Below are 18,573 nucleotides of genomic sequence, written 5' to 3'. Positions count from 1 at the left end.
CTCAACCCTCCTTGACCAGGCCGAGGCCTTCTACGACTTCGCGCGCGGCGTTGTAGTAGCGGACATAGCCGGTGCAGCGGCAGATGTGGTTGCCCAGGGCATGTTCGATCTCCCCTTCCAGTTCGCTGCGCTTGACCGGCTGGCGCTGGAGCTTTTCCACCAGCACGGTGGCGGCGTTGACGTAGCCGGGGGTGCAGTAGCTGCACTGGAAGGCGAACTGGTCGATGAACTTCTGCTGGATCGGGTTCAGCTCGGTGACTTCGCCCTTGGCGTCGCGCTTGGCGTGGCCTTCGATGGTGCGCACCTTCTTGCCATCGAAGAAGTGCGCGCCGGTGATGCAGGTACGGATTTCCTCGCTGGTGCCGTCCGGCTTGTCGAGGATCGCCACGCAGGCGTGACAGATGCCCTGGCCGCAGCCCAGACGCGAGCCGGTGAGGTTCAGGTGTTCGTGGAGGAACTCGATCATCATCAGGTCGTCGTCCACGGTGAAGGGACCGACGGCCTGGCCGTTGAGGGTCATGCTGAGGGCGCGCTTAGCCATGGAGGGCCTCCTTGATGCGGGCCGGGGTCAGGGGAAGGTCGCGCAGGCGCTTGCCGGTGGCGTGGGCCACGGCGTTCACGATGGCGCCGACCACGGGAATCATCACCACTTCGGCGATGCCCTTGGCCGGGTCACTGGGCGACAGCGGCGGGAGGATTTCGGCGGTCTGTGTCCAGACTGCGCAGTCCTTGGCGCGGGGCAGCTGGTAACGGTTGAAGTTCCAGGTGCCTTCGCCGGGGCCGCCCTCGTACAGCGGCATTTCTTCCAGCAGTGCATGGCCGATGCCCATGGCGATGCCGCCTTCGAGCTGGCCGCGCACGAGTTCCGGGACGATGACGCGGCCGCACTCCAGCCAGGAATGGTGATTGATCACCCGCGCCTCACCGCTGCCCTTGTTCACTTTCACTTCGACCAGAGTCGCCACCGGGCTGTAATAGGTGACCATCGCATTGTTCAGCTGGGTCGGCGGATAGGTGATGGCGGTGCGATCCAGCAGGTGGAAACCGTGGCTGGTCATCTTCGCCTTCTTCTCCTGGGCAGCGCCGTCGCCGTATTTCACGGCCACGGCGTCCAGCGGGAAGGTGTCGCGCTTGCCGTCGATCTCGAACTCGCCCTCGGCCCAGGCCCAGCGGTTGAAACCGTGGACGCTGACGCCGGTGACCAGGCCCAGCTCATGGGCCTTGTGCGCCAGCAGCTCGAACGGAATCGGCGGCAGGCCGTTGGCGGTCAGCTTGCCTTCCACCCAGTTGGCGTCCTCACGGCGCACCACGTAAGGGTTGGCCATGCCGCCGAACTCGCCGCGGCCCCAGATAGCCAGCGCCGCAGGCCACAGGCCGTGGTTGAAGAGGATGCGCGCCGCCTCGCGGGTGCCGTGGCCGGAGTAGTAGGCCGAGTTGGTCGCCGAGGACGGCGATGCAAACTTGCCGACCCAACGCGGGTTCTTCAGCGCGGCATCCTGCTCGGACTGGCTGATCAGGTAGGGGTTGCCGCTGGTAGTCAGGGCCAGTTCGGACCATTCGGTGACGCCAGTGCGGATTTCATGTGCCGGGCGACCCAGGTAGTCGGCGACCAGCAGGGCCTGGGAGGTGGCCATGCCGGTGCCCATGTCGATGGCGATCTGGCGCAGCGTCACGCGGCCGTCAGCAGTGAACTCGACGCTCGCCATCGGCGCCTCGGAGCCGGTACCGAAGTCCTTCTGGCAGATGGCGAAGCCGACGCCGTAGTAGTTGTCCGGGTCCTTCGCCTCTTCCTCGCGCTTGCGCGCGTCGCGGTTCTTCCAGACGTCGTGCTGGGCGGCCTTGTCGAGGATTTCCTCGAGGCGCAGGGCACCGGCAGGAATGGCGCCCTGGGTGTTCTTCATGCCGGACTTGAAGACGTTCTTGCGGCGCAGCTCGATGGGGTCGACACCCAGTCGCTGGGCCACTTCATCCACCATCATTTCGGTGGCGGCCATGGTCTGCAGGGTGCCGTAACCACGCATGGAACCGGCTTCGACGCCACGGGAGTGGTAGGCAGTGGCGGCCAGGTCACTCTGCGGCAGGTAGTAGATGGACTGCGCGGCGGTGGCCCCCACGGCGGCTACCGAGGGGCTGTAGTTGATGCGTCCGCCACCGTCGACGTCCATGTGGGCGCGGAAGATCTGGAACGACAGGTCGTCCTTCTTCACGGCCAACTGGTAGTGCATGTCGAAGGGGTGGCGCTTGATGCCGCTCTGGAACTGCTCGTAGCGGTCATTGGCCAGGCGCACCGGCACGCCGTCGCCGTAGATGGCGGCCAGGGCGGCGTAGAACACGAAGATGTTGTTGTCCTTGGAGCCGTAACCCACGGTGTAGCCGGGGTGCATGTTCAGCTTCGTGACCTTGAAGCTCGACGGCGCCAGCATGTGCGCGGTCTGCTCGGCCACTTCGAAGGGGCACTGGGTGGCCACGACGAAATGCAGGGTGCCGGTGGCCGGGTCGTACCAGCCGTTACCGTTGTCCGCTTCCAGGGCCGCGGGCTCGATGGACTGGGTCTTGAAGCGCTCGTCGAAGACCATCCAGCCTTCCGGCGGATTGGCCAGTTTCGATTGCATCTGCTCGGCGTGGTAGATGCCCTGGGCGGTCAGGTCGCCCGCCGGGTTGCCGGCGCCCCAGGTGGGTTTGCGCTCGCGGATCAGCGGGAACAGCATGCTGTCCTTCAGGCTGGAGAAGGTATCCGGCTCGAAGGCCGACGCTCCGCCCACGCGCACGAAGCGGAAACTGCCGTAGGGATCGCGTTGGTACAGCGGAGCCTGGGCGCCGTAGCGCACCACCTTCTCATTGAACTTGAGAATGTTCTTCGCCCGACGGTAGCGGTCGAAATCCTTCCAGATCAGCAGCGCAACCGGGTGACCGATGAACATCGGCACCTGGCCTTCCGGCAGGAAGGGGTCCGGGCTGTGGCCTTCGGGGAAGGCAATGCCGTCGCGCGCCAGGTCGGCGGCGGTCACCACGCGATCCGGTTTCAGCTCATCGCCCAGCATCGACAGGTCGAATCCCTGGTACAGGTGGTCGGCGCGGGTGGTCTTGAGCAGCAGCGCATGGCCTTGCTGCTGCGGCCAGCCGGGCATGTCCTTGGCACGGATATCACGGGCGAACACCTTGCCGCCGCAGACCTTGCTGACGCCGTCGATCCGTCCACGGGCCTGGCCGCCAGCGGTGTACCAGGGCTCAGGGGTGCGAGTGACCTGCTCTTCGAACAGCGCGGCGAAAGCCTTGCTGCCCAAGGGGGCAAGGGTGATGCCGATGCCGGCGACGACGCTGCCTTGCAGGAAGGCGCGGCGGGATAACTCAGGAGTGGACATGCCCGTTCCTCATCGACCGGCGTTGGCCGGCGCTTTTCTTTGTGCAAAACACGGTTGTCGACCCATCCGGGAGAAGGGGTCGCAATAATGAAGAGTAGTCGGAGGGATTAATCTGACTTGAGAGTCAAATTCTAACGAAATCACTGACAGAGACAAAGGGAAAATCTGTCTCTTTGGTCAGAAACTTCTGAGAGACGACGCGCTGATCGAACGCTTTGTTCGGCAAATGCAACCGCATGTTTCAGGCGCCGTGCTAGGCTGCGACACCGATAGCAACCTAAGCATTTTCGGACATGTCCCAGGCACTCCTCCTACGTCATCACCGCCCCTTCCTGGCTTTCTGGTTCGCGCGCGTCTGTACGGCAAGCGGCTTCCAGATGATCACCGTCGCCATCGGCTGGCACATCTACGAGCTCACCGGCAACGTGCTCGACCTCGGCCTGGTTGGACTGGTGGAGTTCCTGCCGCGCGTGTTGTTCATGCTGCACACCGGGCATGTGGCCGACCGCTTCGACCGCCGCCGCGTCGCTGCGATCTGCCAGGTACTCCAGGCCCTGGTGGCCGGTGCGCTGGTATTCGCCAGCGCCACTGACAGCGCCAGCCGCGAACTGATCTTCCTCATGGCCTTCGTCCTCGGTGCCGCGCGCGCCTTCGAGATGCCGGCCACCCAGGCGCTGCTGCCTAACGTAGTGCCCAAGGAGCTCTTCCCCCGTGCGGTGGCCGCCTCGGCTTCGGCCATGCAGGCAGCGACCATCGTCGCGCCGGCGCTCGGCGGCTTGCTCTACGCCTTCGGCAGCCTGTGGGTCTACGGACTGACGACAGCCCTCTATATAGCCGCCTGCTTCCTGATGCTGGGCCTCTCCAGCAGCCAGCAACAGGCCAACAAGGCCCCGGCCAACCTGGAAAACCTGCTGGCGGGCATCCGCTTCATCCGCAGCCGCCCGGACATCCTGGGTGCCATCTCCCTGGACCTCTTCGCCGTGCTGCTGGGTGGCGCTACCGCCCTGCTTCCGGTGTTCGCCAAAGACATCCTGCTCACCGGCCCCTGGGGCCTTGGCCTGCTGCGCTCCGCCCCGGCGGTCGGTGCATTGCTGATGTCCTTCTGGCTGGCGCGCTTCCCCATCGAGCGCAATGTCGGCCGGATCATGTTCACTTCGGTGGGCATATTCGGCGTGGCGACCATCGCCTTCGGCCTGTCGACGTCCTTCTGGTTCTCCCTGGCGGTGCTGGCGGTGCTCGGCGCGGCGGACATGATCAGCATGGTGATTCGCGGCGCCTTCGTGCAGTTGCATACCCCGGACGAGATGCGCGGCCGGGTCAGCGCAGTGAACGGCCTGTTCATCGGCGCTTCCAACCAGTTGGGTGAGTTCGAGTCCGGCGTCACCGCCGCCTGGTTCGGCACGGTTCCGGCAGTGGTCATGGGCGGCGTGGGTACGCTGATGGTGACCGGGCTGTGGATGAAGCTATTCCCGAGCCTGGCCAAGCGGGACAAGCTGCACTGAGTCCATCCCGGGTGCGTTTACTTGTGGGGGCGAATTCATTCGCTAAGGGCAGCGCAGCTGCCCCCCTCAACATCCGTCGAGCAGGACTTCGTCCTGCCTAGCGATTGAAATCGCCCCCACAAGAGCTACCTCGTCCCGATCAAGACACCAACATCGCCTTGGCGATTTCGTTGCGCTTGGCCTTGCCGCACAGCTGCTCAACCAGGGTCAGGGCGAAGGCCAGGGCGGTGCCGGGGCCCTGGCTGGTGATGCAGTTGCCGTCCACCACCACCGGCTGGTCGACGAAGGTGCAGCCGGACAGGCGGTCGCTGAAGCTCGGGTAGCAGGTCATGCGGCGCTGGCGCAGGACGCCGAAGGGTTGCAGGGCCATGGCCGGGGAGGCGCAGATGGCGGCGAAGAACCGGCCCGCCTTCGCCTGCTCGCGGACCTTTTCGCCCAGCGGCTCATGCTCGCCCAGGCGCTGCGCGCCCGGCATGCCGCCGGGCAGCACGATCAGGTCGAAATCCTGGGCCAGCACGTCGAGCAACATGGTGTCGGCGGTCAGGCGGGTGCCACGGGCCAGGGTGATCATGCGGCGGGTTTCGATACTGGCCACCACCGTCTTGATTTCGGCGCGCCGCAGCACGTCGATGAGCGTCACGGTCTCCAGGTCTTCCACGCCTTCGGCAACGGCGATCAGGGCCTGGAGTTGAGGTTGGGTATGCATGGCATTCTCCTGTTCCTGGAAACCGAAGCTGTCCGTCCGGTCATAAATTCACCGCTCCCGGGTGAGCTGGTATGATGCGCGCCTTTTTTCAGACTGGCAGAGAAAAGTCCATGGCGCCCGCGTGTGCCGTGCATTTGTGCTTTGCTTTTCGCCAGCTGAATGACAACGACGCAATGCGTCACGGGGAGCCCACACATGCTGGAAAAGCTGTTCCAACTCAAGGCGCACGACACCAATGTGCGCACTGAGATCCTGGCCGGTCTGACGACCTTCCTGACGATGGCCTACATCCTCTTCGTCAACCCGGCCATCCTCGGCGAGACCGGCATGGACAAGGGCGCGGTGTTCGTCGCCACCTGCCTGGCCGCAGCGATCGGCTCGACCGTCATGGGGCTGATCGCCAACTACCCCATCGCCCTGGCTCCCGGCATGGGGCTGAACGCCTTCTTCACCTACACCGTGGTGCTGCAGATGGGGCACACCTGGCAGGTGGCCCTGGGCGCGGTGTTCCTCTCCGCCTGCATGTTCTTCCTGTTGTCGATCTTCAAGATCCGCGAATGGATCATCAACAGCATCCCGCTGGAGCTGCGCTCGGCCATCGCCGCCGGCATCGGCCTGTTCCTCGGCCTGATCGCCCTGCAGAAAGCCGGCATCGTCACCGCCCACCCGGTGACCATGGTGACAGTCGGAGACCTGACCAAGCCCGAGCCGATCCTCGCCGTGCTCGGCTTCTTCCTGATCGTCGCCCTCGAAGCCCGCAAGGTCACCGGCGCCGTGCTGATCGGCATCCTCACCGTGACCATCGCCGGCATCGCGCTGGGCGTGTCCCAGTTCGGCGGCATCTTCTCCATGCCGCCGTCGCTGGCGCCCACCTTCCTCCAACTGGACATCGCGGGCGCACTGGAAATCGGGCTGATAAGCGTGATCTTCGCTTTCCTCTTCGTCGACCTGTTCGACAACTCCGGCACCCTCATCGCCGTGGCCAAGAAGGCCGGCCTGATGCGCGCTGACGGCTACATGCCGAAGATGGGCCGCGCGCTGATCGCCGACTCCACCGCGGCCATGGGCGGCTCCCTGCTGGGCACCTCCACCACCACCAGCTACATCGAATCCGCGGCGGGCGTGAGCGCCGGCGGTCGTACCGGCCTCACCGCCCTGACGGTGGCGGTACTCTTCCTGCTGGCACTGTTCCTCTCGCCGCTGGCCGGCAGCGTGCCGGCCTTCGCCACTGCGCCGGCGCTGTTCTTCGTCGCCGTGCTGATGGCCTCGGGCCTGGCCGAAATCGACTGGGACGACCTGACCACCGCCGCACCGGTCCTGATCACCACCCTGGCGATGCCGTTCACCTACTCCATCGCCGACGGCATCGCCTTCGGCTTCATTGCCTGGGCCGCGATCAAGACCCTGGCTGGCCGCTACAAGGAACTCAGCCCGGCGCTGGTGATCCTCGCCGTGCTCTTCGTTATCAAGATGGGTTTCTTCCACTGATGAGTCGTCCCCAGTTCGACCCGGCGGCCTACGCCGCCCAGCTCACCGAGAAGACGCAGCGCCTGAAGGCGCTGTTGGCGCCCTTCGACGCCCCGGAACCGGAAGTCTTCGAATCCCCCCGCGAACACTACCGCCTGCGCGCCGAGTTCCGCCTGTGGCGCGAAACCGGCAACGAGACTCGCCACTACGCGATGTTCGAGGCCGGCGACAAGTTCACCCCGATCCTGATCGAGGACTTCCCCATTGCCAGCCGCCGCATCAACGAACTGATGCCGCTTCTCAAAGCCGGCTGGCAGGCGAGCAAGGTGCTGTCGTTCAAGCTGTTCCAGGTGGAGTTCCTCACCACCCTGGCCGGCGATGCTCTGATCACCCTCTGCTACCACCGCCCGCTGGACGAGGCCTGGCAGGCCGAAGCCGAGAAGCTCGCTGCCGAACTGGGCGTGAGCCTGGTAGGCCGTTCCAAGGGCAAGCGCATCGTCATCGGCCGCGATTTTGTCGAGGAAGAACTGACCGTCGCTGGCCGCGTGTTCCGCTATCGCCAGCCGGAGGGTGCCTTCACCCAGCCCAACGGCGAGGTGAACCAGAAGATGCTCGGTTGGGCCTTCGATGTGCTGGGCGAGCGCCAGGACGACCTGCTGGAGCTGTACTGCGGCAACGGCAACTTCACCCTGCCGCTGGCCACCCGCGTGCGCAAGGTGCTGGCCACCGAGATCAGCAAGACCTCGGTGAACGCCGCCCTGGCCAACCTGGCCGACAACGCTGTGGATAACGTCACCCTGGTGCGCCTGTCCGCCGAGGAGCTGACCGAGGCACTGAACGAGGTCCGACCCTTCCGCCGCCTGGCCGGTATCGACCTCAAAGGCTATGAGTTCGGCAATGTCTTCGTCGATCCGCCGCGCGCCGGCATGGACCCGGACACCTGCGAACTGACCCGTCGCTTCGACCGCATCCTCTACATCTCCTGTAACCCGGAGACCCTGGCGGCGAACATCCAGCAGCTCAGCGACACCCACAAAGTGGTGCGCTGTGCGCTGTTCGACCAGTTCCCCTACACCCACCACATGGAGTCGGGTGTGTTGTTGGAGCGACGCTCGTAGGTTGATGGCCGGAGCGGAATCGAACACCCTCACCCCAACCCTCTCCCAGAGGGAGAGGGGGCGGTCCGTGCTGGGACTGACCGGCGTGAGTCACCCCTCTCCCCTTGGGAGAGGGGCTGGGGCGGGCCGCGTTCGGATGAGGGTAGCCAAACCTCGCTCGGTATTCCTGGCATCGTTGGGCTTCGCTTCGCTCTGCACCAACCTACAAGAGCGCGTAGCCGTCAGAACGCCTTCGCCAGATCAATCACCAACGCCCGATAGCCCACGCTACCCGGCTGGCGGCTGCTCACCTTGAGCTCGATCTGTACCTCCTGGGTGCCGCACTTCACTTCGTTGAGCACGGTGGTGGTGAGTTTCTCCGGAGTGAGGAAGCCCACCGAGGCCGAGTAGATGAACTGGGTGTCCTTGTCGGCCCGGTATTCGACGACCGAAGTCACCGGGCTGTACCACTCGTCCCCGCGCTCCTTGCCGTATTCCCAGACCTGCTCGACCGTGCCCTTCGCCTCGTCGATGCGGTACTCCACCGCGCGGCTGTAGTTACCGGCCAGCTTGGTCGGCGCGAAGTTGCGGCCCCAGCCGTTGTCGAACACGCTCAGCGTGCCTTTGCCGGTGAGCCAGGCCGTGTGCTGGGTCCAGGACCAGTCGAAGCCCTCGGCATAGAGGCCGCCTTCCTCCGCGAGCGCTTCACCCTTGGCATTAACCGGGATCAGCACCTTGGACTTGAGGCGCTCCGGCCAGCCCTGGGGCGAGGCGAGAATCCATTTCACCTCCTTGTTGCGCCCGATCTTCACCACGCCCTGGTGGCGGGCAGAAATGATGATGCTGTCGTCGCTGGCGTCGTAGTCGATGGCGTTGACGTGGGCCCAGTTGCGGCCGGTGCCGACGCCGGGGGTATCGCCGAAGGGCAGGTCGCCTTCGAGCAGCTCGTTGGCAGCGGTGCTGTCCTGCTTCTGCACACCTTCCGGTAGCTGGAGCGCGGCCTTGCCGAGGGTTTCCAGCAGCTCGCCGCGATAGGGGTCGAGAATCTGGTTCAGGTCCCAGAAGTCCAGCACGTCGCCGGCTTCGTTGACTTCAATGATGTGGTCGCGGATCGAGCGCACGCGCTTGCTGTCCGGGCGGCGGTAGTCACTGGTGCCGACGCGCAGGAGGTAGGTGCCGTTGGGGGTTTCGCGGATCTCGTGGGAGAAGTCGGCGAACTTGTCCGGCAGGGCGCGTTGCCACACGCGGCGACCCAGCAGGTCGTACTTGGAATAGGTCTGACCCTGGCCCCAGATCAGCTTGCCGTCGCGGGTCTGCTGGAAGCCCATGGTGCCGCCCAGGCCATCGCGGCGACCGGAATCGTGGATCTGCTCGATATCCAGGTACCAGCGCACATCGCCGTTGCTGTCGGCGATCCAGTTGTTGCCCACCTGGTCCCATTCGGCAGCGCCGCCCAGAGCGTTCCATTTGAAAGCGCGACCGCCGGGAATATCGCCGAGCAGGTGGTTGAACAGGTACAGGCGATGCTCGAAGCCGGGCGCCACCTTGATCGGTTCCACCAGCGGCAGCGCGGCGGTCTGGTTGGCCACCACCGGCAGGCGCACGGCGGGGGCGTAGACCTGATAGCGCTCGCGGATGCGCTCGCCGGCGAGCTTGTAGGTCACCTCCACCTGGTTGACGTGGTCCGGGTAGAGGCCAAATACCGGGATGCCGCCGTAGGTCCAGAGCGAGCGTTCGGAGACTTCGTAGGCGATGTCCACGCCACGCTCGCCACGGCCAAGCACGCGGACGTGAGCACTGCTGATGGCCTGGCCGCCGTCGCGGATGATGGCGGTCAGCGGCGCCAGCTTGTAGGGGTTGACCACCACATCGCCAAGCAGCGCAGTGCCGCGTTCGGGGACCTTGGCGGTGATGCAGGCGCCTTCGGGGATGGCTGGGGTTTCGGTTTTGGCGTTCATCTTCAGGTTCTCCAGGGCGCCCCTGCGGGGCGCTTTGCGAATGAATTCGCACCCACAGAAAAGCAGCAGGTGCCGGGTCGGATTCAGAGGTGGGTGGAAACGCGGAACTGGTCGAGGGCGGGCGGCGTGACAGCCTGCTCGGAGCGCGGCGTGCCTTCGGGCACCCAGTCGTAGGGGACCGGTAGCGCGCGGTAGATCCAGTTGCTACGGGCGTTGCCCACGGGGGCCTTGCCGAAGTATGGGCTGACGTACTCCCAGACGATCTCGCCCGCCGGAGTCACCTGGAACACCCGGCCGAACTTGCCTTCGTCGATCAGGGTGTTGCCGTTGGGCAGGCGCCGGGCGCTGCTGATGAAGGCGCTGAAGAAGGCCCAGCCCGGCTGGCCGCTGTCGGCGGCGCTGTACTGCCAGACGATCTCGCCCTTCACCGGGTCAATCTCCAGTACCCGCGAGCCGCCCAGCAGGCTCAGCGGCACGCGCGGGTAACCGGCCTCGCCCTGGTTGTCGAACACCAGCAGATTGCCGGCACCCGGCAGGCCTTCAGGGATGATGTGGGCGTCGTGCTGGCCGGAGAACTGGTCCACCGGGCGCGGCACGGTGGCCGGTGCGTAGGCATTGAGCTTGGGCAGGTTCGGGCCAAGGTGCCAGGCGACCTTGCCGGTGGCCTTGTCGATGATCGCGATGAAGTTGCCTTCGCGGGAATCGATCAGCAGGTTGTCCGGATGGAAGCGCCTGTCGCCGGCGTCGAACCACTTGTTCGGCCCGACCACGCTGAGGTTGTTGACGTGCAGCACATCGGGGTTCTTGCTGGCGCGCACCAGCTTGAGCTGCTCGACGGTGAAGCCGAACTCCTCCAGGTGCTGCGAGGCCGTCCAGCTCCAGGCCACCTTGCCTGAGGGCGTGACCTCGTAGATCACGTCATCGATCACCTGGGGCACGCTGAATCCCTTCACGACATGCAGCTGGTTGGCCAGCACCAGGGTGTTGCCGTTGGCCAGCCGGCGCTGGTCGTGGTGCTGCTGGGCGGCCCCTCCCGGCGCCTTGTCACCCCATTGCCAGACGACCTCGCCGCTCCAGTCCAGCTCACCCACTGTCTTGTTGCGCAGGCCATTGCCGGCGGAGGCGAGCTTGCTCGGTTCCTTCACCTCTTCAAGCTGCACGAAGAGGTGCCCGCGCTTGCCGCCATTGTTCTTCGGGTCGATCAGCGCGGCGGGGAAACCGGCGTTGTTCCAGTGCCGCACTTCGTTGCCGTTCATGTCGATGAGGCGCGTTTGCTTGTCCGGCGAGCTGAAGATCACATAGCCGTTCCAGGCCTTGGCCGGGTCGTAGAGGGTCACCCCGGTGGGGTAGACGCTGGGGGCGCCGACGGCGTGGCCGGCGACCAGGGCGGCCGCGAGGCCGAGGGTCTTGAGTTTCATTGCAGGTTCCTCAGTTAGGAACCGATCTCAGGGCTAGCGAGCTAGAGCCAGGCAAGGCGGAAACAGCAGAGGAAGCGGAGTTTAGGCCGCTAAATGAGCATTCCGATGCTGTTTCCAACGCAGCCTGGCCGACGCGCAGCGGCCCTGAGCCGGTTCAGAAGTCGTAGCGGGCAGTGGCGCCCACGGTCCGCGGGGTTCCCAAAACCCCCGCGTAGCCGCCGTTGGCGGAGTTCCACAGGCTGGTGAAGTAGGTCTTGTCGCCGACGTTCTTCACCCAGAGAGACAGGTCGAGGACGCCATCGCCCTGGTCCAGGCGCACGCCGCCGGAGAGATTGACCACGGCGTAGCTGGGGAGCTGGCCGAAGTCGGAGTCATCGATGGTGCCCACAGCCTTGGAGCGGAAGGCGTAGCTGGCGGTGACGTAGGGTTCGACGCGGTCAGCCAGCTGCCACTTGTATTCGCCGTTGAGGTTGGCGATGTACTTGGAGGCGCCTACCACCTGGTGGCCGGTGAGGTCGCAGGTGGCGGCCGGGTTGGCGAAGCTCACCTCCGGCGGGCACGGGGCGTCCTTGTATTCGGTGTAACGGACGTCGTTCCAGGAACCGTTGAAGTTCAGGGTCAGGCCACGGATCGGCAGTGCGGTGGCCTCGAACTCCAGGCCACGGGAACGCACGGAGCCGGCGTTGGCGAGGAATTGCACGCGGTTGATCTGGTCGTAGACGTTCGCCTGGTAGCCATGCACATCGGCCCAGAACAGGTTGGCGTTGAGCAGCAGGCGGTGGTCCAGCAGGGTGCTCTTGACGCCCAGCTCGGCATTGTTGACCCGCTCGGTGCCCACCAGCAGGGAATCGGTACCCAGGCGCGGTGCAGCACCGACGGTCAGGTTGATGCCGCCGGACTTCTCGCCATGGGACAGCGAGGCGTAGCCCAGCACATTGGGGTTGAATTTGTAACTCAAGGACAGCAGGCCCGACGGGCTGAAGCTGTACTGGTTGAGGTCACCGGACTCGAAAGCGCCGACCCGGCCCTGGCGCGCGGTGGCGGCGGCTCCGCTGACAACGGCACCACCGAGCGGCGCGTCGCGGTCGACCCAGGCGCTCTTCTCTTCGTAGGTGCCACGGATACCGGCGGTGAAATCCAGGCGCTCGGTCAGGTGCCAGGTGCCCTGGGCGAAGAGCGCGTAGCTGTCGGTATCGATATGGCCATCGCCTTCACTGGTGACATTGGCCAGGGCGCCGGCGGGCGTGGAGTTCCAGATGTCCGCCTGGGGCCCGTAGAAGTTGAAGGAGTGGTTATCCAGGTCCTGCTTGAAGTAGTACGCGCCCAGCACGTAGTCGAAGGCACCGCCGGTGGGCGAGGCCAAGCGAAATTCCTGGGAGTACTGCTTGTCGCGCACCGAGACGCCGGCATTGATCGACGCGGAAACGTTGAGGCCGTCATCGTTGCGCGGAGTGAAGTCCCACCAGCGGTAGGCCGTGATGGAGGTCAGGGTGAAGTCATTCGGCAGGGTCCAGTTGGCCTCCACCGAGGTGCCGCCCTGGAAAACCGTCACCTGCTGGTCGGAGTCGAAGTTGACCTTGCGGTCCTTGCCGGACACCAGCGTGGCACCGGCCTGTGCGGCCAGGCGCTCGTAGCGGTTGACGCCGTTGATGGTCGGGCCAGTGCTGTAGAGCGTGAGGATGCCGTTGTTGGAGTCCTCCTCGTTGTACTCGCCAATCCAGCGCAGGTTGAAGGTTTCGCTCGGTTCGAACAGCAACTGGCTGCGGAAGCCCTGGCGCTTGCCGCCATTGAGGTCCTCGCCGTTGAAGACGTTCTTCACATAGCCGTCGTCTTCGGTCTGGTAGGCGGTCAGACGGCCGGCGAGGGTTTCGGTGAGGCCGCCGGAGACGCTGCCCAGGGTCTGCCAATAGCCGTCCTCGCCCACCGAAGCCTGGAGACTGCGTTCGGTGGTGAAGGTGGGCTTGCGGGTGCTGATGTTGATCACCCCGGCCGTGGTGTTCTTGCCGAACAGGGTGCCTTGCGGGCCGCGCAGGACTTCGAGCTGCTCCACGTCGAGCAGGTCGAACACCGCCATGCCGGGCCGGCCGAGGTAGACGTTGTCCAGATAGACGCCAACGCTGCCTTCCAGGCCGTCGCTGGCCGGGTTGTTGCCCAGGCCACGGATGGAAATGCTCGACTGGCGGGCATGCACGTAGGAGACGTTGGTGCTAGGGACCAGTTGCTGCAGGTCCTGCACGCGGTACACGCGCTGGTGCTCCAGGGTTTCGCCGCCGAGCACGCTGATGGGCGTGGGCACGCTCTGGGCGGTTTCCTCACGGCGACGGGCATTGACGGTGACGGTGCCGAGCTGGGTGTCCTGCTCCGCCTTGGCCTGGGCGCTGCTGTTCTCTTCAGCCTGGGCTGTCAGGGCGAGCCCGGCACCCGCCAGCAGCACGGCCAGGGCTAGGGGTTTCAGATGAGCCAACGTTCGCGTCGGCGAGTGGATAAGTCGGGACATGCAGTGCTCCTAAGGTCGATGGCCTTGGCGAGCACTTCCGTTGGCGGAACCGAATCGCGATCGGGCGGCAAATCACATATATCTAAAAAGAATTTAAATAGTTTTATTTCTTAGTTTTAGAAATAAGTAATTGCATTTATAAGGATCGACACCCCGAGCAGCAATTGCATTTCACCGAATCTTTTAATGTAGAAAATGCATATCGACCTTCGCCAACTCCGCCACTTCATCGCGCTTGCCGAGCACCGCAGCTTCATCGCTGCCGCCGCTGCGGTGAACCTGTCGCAATCGGCCTTCAGCCGCAGCATCCAGACGCTGGAACACAACGTCGGCTGCCGCCTGGTGGACCGCGCCAGCAAGGACCTGGACCCCACCCGGCAGGGCTTGCTGGTGCTGGAACACGCGCGCCGCCTGGTGCACGGCGCGCACAACCTGGTCAACGAGATCAGCCAGTTCAACGGCTTGGCCGCCGGACTGGTGCGCTTCGGCTGCGGGCCGGCGCCGGCCGCCCAATTGATTCCCCGGGCGGTCGGGCGCTTCGTAAACGACTATCCCGGCGTACGGGTGAAATTCCAGGTGGATAGCTGGCAGGAGCTGAACCGTCGCCTGGTCAGCGAAGAAATCGAGTTTTTCGTTGCCGATACCCGCCATTTCGAGGCTGATCCGGATTACCGGGTGCACAAGCTCAAACCCCAGCGCTGGCACTTCTGTTGCCGCGCCGGACACCCACTGACCGAGCGCGATCAGGTGCGCGTGGCGGACATCTTCCAGTACCCACTGGCCACGACCTTCCGCCCGCCGAACATCCGCAAGGTGCTGGTCGACTACAGCGGCCGCCAGGATTTCGCGCCCAATGTGGAATGCGAACACGGCTACGCCCTGCTTAACGTGGTGCTGAACTCCAACGCCATCGGCATCGCCGGCCAGGGCAACCTGGGGCCCTATCTGGACGCCGGTGCGCTGGTGCAGCTGGATGTGGTCGACCTGCCCGAGGACCTGGAGGAATGCCACACGCGCTATGGCATCGTCAGCCGCGTGGGCTACGACCTGTCGGCCCATGCGCGGGCGCTGGTGGAGCGGGTGATCGAGTGTGATGAAATCCCCGGTGCAACACAGCTTCTTATGTAGGAGCGAGCTTGCTCGCGAAAAGTCGGGTCAAGAGGTTCGCGAGCAAGCTCGCTCCTACAAGTACGACGGCAGACCCTAAGCGCCATCCAGCTTGCGCAGGGCGGCGAAGGCGAGGCCCGCCGACACCACTTCGAACAGCAATGCGTAGAGGTTGAAGGTCTGCCCCAGGCTGCCATCCAGCCAAAGGCCGCTGACCCGCCCCAGGGCCAGGGCGACATAGACCAGCACCAGCAGGTCCAGCGCGGCTCGAGCCAGTTGCAGGCGCAGCTGCGACAGCAGGAGGAACGCGGCGATGCCCAGCGGCAGGCAACCGTACCAGGCACGCACATCGGTGACCGCCGAAGGGTCCATCAGCAACATGCCGCTGAGGCTCGCCATTTCTTCCGGTCGAATGAAGTAGGCCAGTCCGAAGACGGCAAGGATCAGGGCCTGCAGGCCCAACAGGACGCGGGTGAAGAGCATCGCCAGGTCTCGCAACGCGGTCAGGATTGAGCATAGGCGCTTGGGAATAGTCTGATACAGAGCTGTGCTTGGGCGGCCGAAGACGCGGCGCTATGCTGCCTTTCTTTGTCTCCGGCCCGCCTGGCCGCAAGGAGTCCACATGCGTTCCCTCCTCCTGCTCACCACCCTCTTCGCCGGCATCGCCCAAGCCGCCGAGCCCATCACCATGGACGTCTACCGCGACCCCAACTGCGGTTGCTGCAAGGCCTGGATCAGCCACCTGCGGGATAACGGCATCCAGGTACGCGATCACGAGGAAACCGACATGGCGGCGGTGAAGATGCGCGTCGGCGTGCCCTACCAGCTCGGCTCGTGCCATACCGGGGTGGTGGACGGCAAATTCGTCGAAGGCCATGTGCCGGCCAGCGATGTGCTCAAGCTGCGCGAGCGCCCCGACCTGCTCGGCGCCGCCGTGCCCGGCATGCCCGTGGGTTCGCCCGGCATGGAAATGGGTGACAAGCAGGATGCCTACCAGGTGGTCGGCGTCGCCCAGGGTGGCAAGTTGAGCGTACTCAGCGAGTATCCTGCTCGCTGAAGAGCAGCATCTCGTCGACGGCCGCCTGATGCGGCCGTTTTTTTCTGGAGCCTGAAATGGAATATTGGCAAGTCGATGTGTTCGCTGAACGGGTCCTGGCTGGCAACGGACTGGCGGTTTTTCCTGATGCCAGCGGCCTCAGCGCCACGGCGATGCAGGAGCTGACGCGCGAGCTGCGGCAGTTCGAATCCATCTTCCTCACTCCGCTGGACGCCCCCAATGCCTTCTCCGCCCGGGTGTTCACCGTGGAAGAGGAACTGCCCTTCGCCGGTCACCCGATCCTCGGCGCTGCCGCCCTGTTGCATCACCTGCACGGCGGCAAGTCCGACGCAGACTGGTCGCTGCACCTGCCGGAGAAGCAGGTGCGCATTGCCACTCGCCGCCAGGGCAAGGGCTTCTACGCCGAGATGGACCAGGGGCCCGCGGCATTCGGCAAGGTGCTGGACGACGCCGCCGCCGATGCCTTCGCCGCCGCTTTCGGCAGCGAGCGCGACCGTCGCTACCCGGCCCAGGTGGTCAGCACGGGCCTGCCCTATCTGCTGTTGCCGGTGACCGCTACCGGGCTGGCCGGCGCAAAACAGCGCGAACTCCTGGACGACGCCCTGGCCGGCATCGATGCGGCCTTCGTATTCCTGATGGACGTCGACGCCCGCGAAGGCCGGACCTGGGACCCGCTGGGCGTGGTGGAAGACATTGCCACCGGCAGCGCCGCCGGTCCGGTTGCGGCCTGGCGCGTGGCCCAGGGCCTGGAGCCCGCCGACACGCCTTTTACCCTGGCCCAGGGACGCTTCCTTGGCCGTCCGAGCCGGCTTGACGTCTGCGTCACCGCAGCCGGCAATGCACTGGTGGGAGGGGAAGTCCAGTTGCTGTCTCATGCCCGGTTGCTGCCCACTCCGGTAGAGCTGGGCTGACGACCGGGCTGGCGGTGGACGGCGCCAGCGTCAACACTGATTAACTCGCATACGAACGGAGAGCGATCATGCGCTGGCAACGTGCGCGACGCAGCGACAATGTGCAAGACGGCGGAAGCGCAGGTGGCGGCGGCATGCGCCTGGGCGGAGGCAAGGGACTGGGCCTGGGCGGAATCGCCATCGTCGTAGTCGTGGCGCTGCTGATGGGTGAAGACCCGCTGCAGATCCTGGGGCAGATCACCCAGCAGAACGCTTCGGTCAATCCACAACAGCAATCGGCCAATCCCACCGGCACACCGGAGGAGCGCGAGTTCGTCCGCGCCATCCTCGGCGATACCGAAGACACCTGGCGCACCATCTTCCAGTCGGCTGGTCGCCAGTACCAGGACCCGACGCTGGTGCTGTTCAACGGCGGCGTGCAATCGGCCTGCGGCTTCGCCTCATCGGCGGTCGGCCCCTTCTACTGTCCGGGAGACCGCAAGGTGTACCTGGACCTGGACTTCTTCGAGGAAATGGCCAGCCGCTTCCAGGCCGCCGGCGACTTCGCCCAGGCCTACGTCATCGCCCATGAAGTGGGTCACCACGTGCAGACCCTGCTGGGCGTATCCGCCAAGGTCAACGCCGCCCGCCAACGCGGCGAGAAGGTCGAAGGCGACAACGGCCTGCTGGTACGCCAGGAACTCCAGGCCGACTGCCTGGCCGGCGTCTGGGCATTCCATGCCCAGCAACGCCTGAACTGGCTGGAGCCCGGCGACCTGGAAGAAGCCCTCAACGCCGCCAACGCCATCGGCGACGACCGCCTGCAACGCCAGGGCCGTGGCCAGGTGGTGCCCGACTCCTTCACTCATGGGACTTCGGAACAGCGGGTGCGCTGGTTCAAGATGGGGTTCGAGAAGGGCGAAGTGGGCAAGTGCGATACGTTTGCGACGGCGAGGCTTTAGCAGACTGTCAATTACCCTCTCCCCCCGCCCTCTCCCGCAGGCGGGAGAGGGAGCCTGATCGGCGCGATCTGGTCATGACGCGCACGGACCGCCCCGCTCACGCAGCCGGGAGTGAGCCTGATCAGAGCGACCAAGTCATGACGCACACGGACTGCCCCCTCTCCCACGCGTGGGAGAGGGCTGGGGAGAGGGTCAGAGCTTACCGAGCGCACGTGCTATCGCCTCAAGCACAGCATCCGTATCTCCCAACACTTCGTGATTCCAGAAGCGCAACACCCGATAGCCTTGCTCTGACAGCCACCGATCGCGTTCGCCATCTCGGCCACCTTGTTCCTGATGCTGGCCACCATCCAGTTCAATCACCAGCCGCTGTTCCAGGCAAATGAAGTCGACTATGTAGCGACCCATTGGCTTCTGTCGTTTGAACTTGAGTCCGAAGAACCGATGTCCGCGCAGGTAGTACCAGAGGTGATGTTCAGCATCAGTCATGTTGCTGCGCAATTCCCTGGCAAATTTCTTGAGTTCCATTGAGCCTCCTTGCTCGCAATCA

Annotated in this window: 15 protein-coding genes; 7 read left to right on the top strand and 8 right to left on the bottom strand. The window is 64.9% G+C overall.

Annotated elements, in window-relative coordinates:
* Window position 1: 1 nt before the first annotated feature.
* Together E8E95_RS28525 and E8E95_RS28520 are read right to left on the bottom strand one after the other, a co-directional pair.
* Window positions 2-541, bottom strand: a complete 540-nt coding sequence (locus tag E8E95_RS28525; protein WP_077525137.1) for a (2Fe-2S)-binding protein — start codon at window positions 539-541, stop codon at window positions 2-4.
* Window positions 534-3,362 (bottom strand): xanthine dehydrogenase family protein molybdopterin-binding subunit, encoded by a 2,829-nt coding sequence (locus tag E8E95_RS28520; RefSeq protein ID WP_280355667.1) that lies wholly within the window; start codon window positions 3,360-3,362, stop codon window positions 534-536. The genes E8E95_RS28525 and E8E95_RS28520 overlap by 8 nt, the downstream gene beginning before the upstream one ends.
* A 293-nt stretch (window positions 3,363-3,655) precedes the next feature.
* On the opposite strand from E8E95_RS28520, the gene E8E95_RS28515 reads away from it, so the two are divergent.
* Complete coding sequence (locus E8E95_RS28515; protein WP_280355665.1) at window positions 3,656-4,864, top strand: MFS transporter; 1,209 nt, start codon at window positions 3,656-3,658, stop codon at window positions 4,862-4,864.
* Window positions 4,865-5,003: 139 nt separating this feature from the next.
* Here E8E95_RS28515 and E8E95_RS28510 read toward each other — a convergent pair whose 3' ends face one another.
* Window positions 5,004-5,570 carry a DJ-1 family glyoxalase III gene (locus E8E95_RS28510; protein WP_077525140.1) on the bottom strand — a complete coding sequence of 189 codons (567 nt, stop codon included), beginning with the start codon at window positions 5,568-5,570 and terminating at the stop codon, window positions 5,004-5,006.
* A 195-nt stretch (window positions 5,571-5,765) separates the two neighbouring features.
* On the opposite strand from E8E95_RS28510, the gene E8E95_RS28505 reads away from it, so the two are divergent.
* Both E8E95_RS28505 and trmA read left to right on the top strand, forming a co-directional pair.
* Window positions 5,766-7,058 carry an NCS2 family permease gene (locus tag E8E95_RS28505; protein WP_280355662.1) on the top strand — a complete coding sequence of 431 codons (1,293 nt, stop codon included), beginning with the start codon at window positions 5,766-5,768 and terminating at the stop codon, window positions 7,056-7,058.
* Window positions 7,058-8,155 (top strand): tRNA (uridine(54)-C5)-methyltransferase TrmA, encoded by a 1,098-nt coding sequence (gene trmA / locus E8E95_RS28500; protein ID WP_280355660.1) that lies wholly within the window; start codon window positions 7,058-7,060, stop codon window positions 8,153-8,155. Before E8E95_RS28505 ends, trmA begins: the two co-directional genes overlap by 1 nt.
* A gap of 221 nt (window positions 8,156-8,376) precedes the next feature.
* On the opposite strand, the gene E8E95_RS28495 is transcribed toward trmA, so the two are convergent.
* From E8E95_RS28495 to E8E95_RS28485, 3 genes are all read right to left on the bottom strand, one after another.
* Complete coding sequence (locus tag E8E95_RS28495) at window positions 8,377-10,092, bottom strand: aryl-sulfate sulfotransferase (protein ID WP_280355658.1); 1,716 nt, start codon at window positions 10,090-10,092, stop codon at window positions 8,377-8,379.
* Window positions 10,093-10,175: 83 nt separating this feature from the next.
* The gene (locus E8E95_RS28490) at window positions 10,176-11,510 is read right to left on the bottom strand and encodes an aryl-sulfate sulfotransferase (protein ID WP_280355656.1); all 1,335 of its coding nucleotides are present in this window, start codon (window positions 11,508-11,510) and stop codon (window positions 10,176-10,178) included.
* 154 nt (window positions 11,511-11,664) lie between these two features.
* Complete coding sequence (locus tag E8E95_RS28485; RefSeq protein ID WP_280355654.1) at window positions 11,665-14,007, bottom strand: TonB-dependent receptor; 2,343 nt, start codon at window positions 14,005-14,007, stop codon at window positions 11,665-11,667.
* A gap of 195 nt (window positions 14,008-14,202) precedes the next feature.
* Between E8E95_RS28485 and E8E95_RS28480 the strand changes: the two genes are divergently transcribed.
* A complete protein-coding gene (locus E8E95_RS28480; RefSeq protein ID WP_280355652.1) occupies window positions 14,203-15,135 on the top strand; it encodes a LysR family transcriptional regulator in 933 nt (310 codons plus the stop codon).
* A 75-nt stretch (window positions 15,136-15,210) separates the two neighbouring features.
* Here E8E95_RS28480 and E8E95_RS28475 read toward each other — a convergent pair whose 3' ends face one another.
* Window positions 15,211-15,597 (bottom strand): DUF4345 domain-containing protein, encoded by a 387-nt coding sequence (locus E8E95_RS28475; protein WP_280355651.1) that lies wholly within the window; start codon window positions 15,595-15,597, stop codon window positions 15,211-15,213.
* A gap of 139 nt (window positions 15,598-15,736) precedes the next feature.
* On the opposite strand from E8E95_RS28475, the gene E8E95_RS28470 reads away from it, so the two are divergent.
* From E8E95_RS28470 to E8E95_RS28460, 3 genes are all read left to right on the top strand, one after another.
* Window positions 15,737-16,171, top strand: coding sequence for a DUF411 domain-containing protein (locus tag E8E95_RS28470; protein ID WP_179061115.1), 435 nt, complete (start codon window positions 15,737-15,739; stop codon window positions 16,169-16,171).
* Window positions 16,172-16,227: 56 nt separating this feature from the next.
* On the top strand, window positions 16,228-17,082 hold the full coding sequence (locus tag E8E95_RS28465) for a PhzF family phenazine biosynthesis protein (RefSeq protein ID WP_280355647.1): 855 nt from the start codon (window positions 16,228-16,230) through the stop codon (window positions 17,080-17,082).
* Window positions 17,083-17,150: 68 nt separating this feature from the next.
* Window positions 17,151-18,023 (top strand): neutral zinc metallopeptidase, encoded by an 873-nt coding sequence (locus E8E95_RS28460; RefSeq protein ID WP_280355645.1) that lies wholly within the window; start codon window positions 17,151-17,153, stop codon window positions 18,021-18,023.
* Between the two features lie 192 nt (window positions 18,024-18,215).
* Here the strand turns inward: E8E95_RS28460 and E8E95_RS28455 are convergent, their stop codons facing one another.
* The gene (locus E8E95_RS28455) at window positions 18,216-18,551 is read right to left on the bottom strand and encodes an endonuclease domain-containing protein (RefSeq protein ID WP_280355644.1); all 336 of its coding nucleotides are present in this window, start codon (window positions 18,549-18,551) and stop codon (window positions 18,216-18,218) included.
* Window positions 18,552-18,573: the final 22 nt, after the last annotated feature.

It is taken from the genome of Pseudomonas sp. BN414 (assembly GCF_029871275.1).
Taxonomy (GTDB): domain Bacteria; phylum Pseudomonadota; class Gammaproteobacteria; order Pseudomonadales; family Pseudomonadaceae; genus Metapseudomonas; species Metapseudomonas resinovorans_C.
The sequence above is the reverse complement of the archived record's forward strand: the minus strand, read 5'-3'. Positions and strand labels throughout refer to the sequence as shown.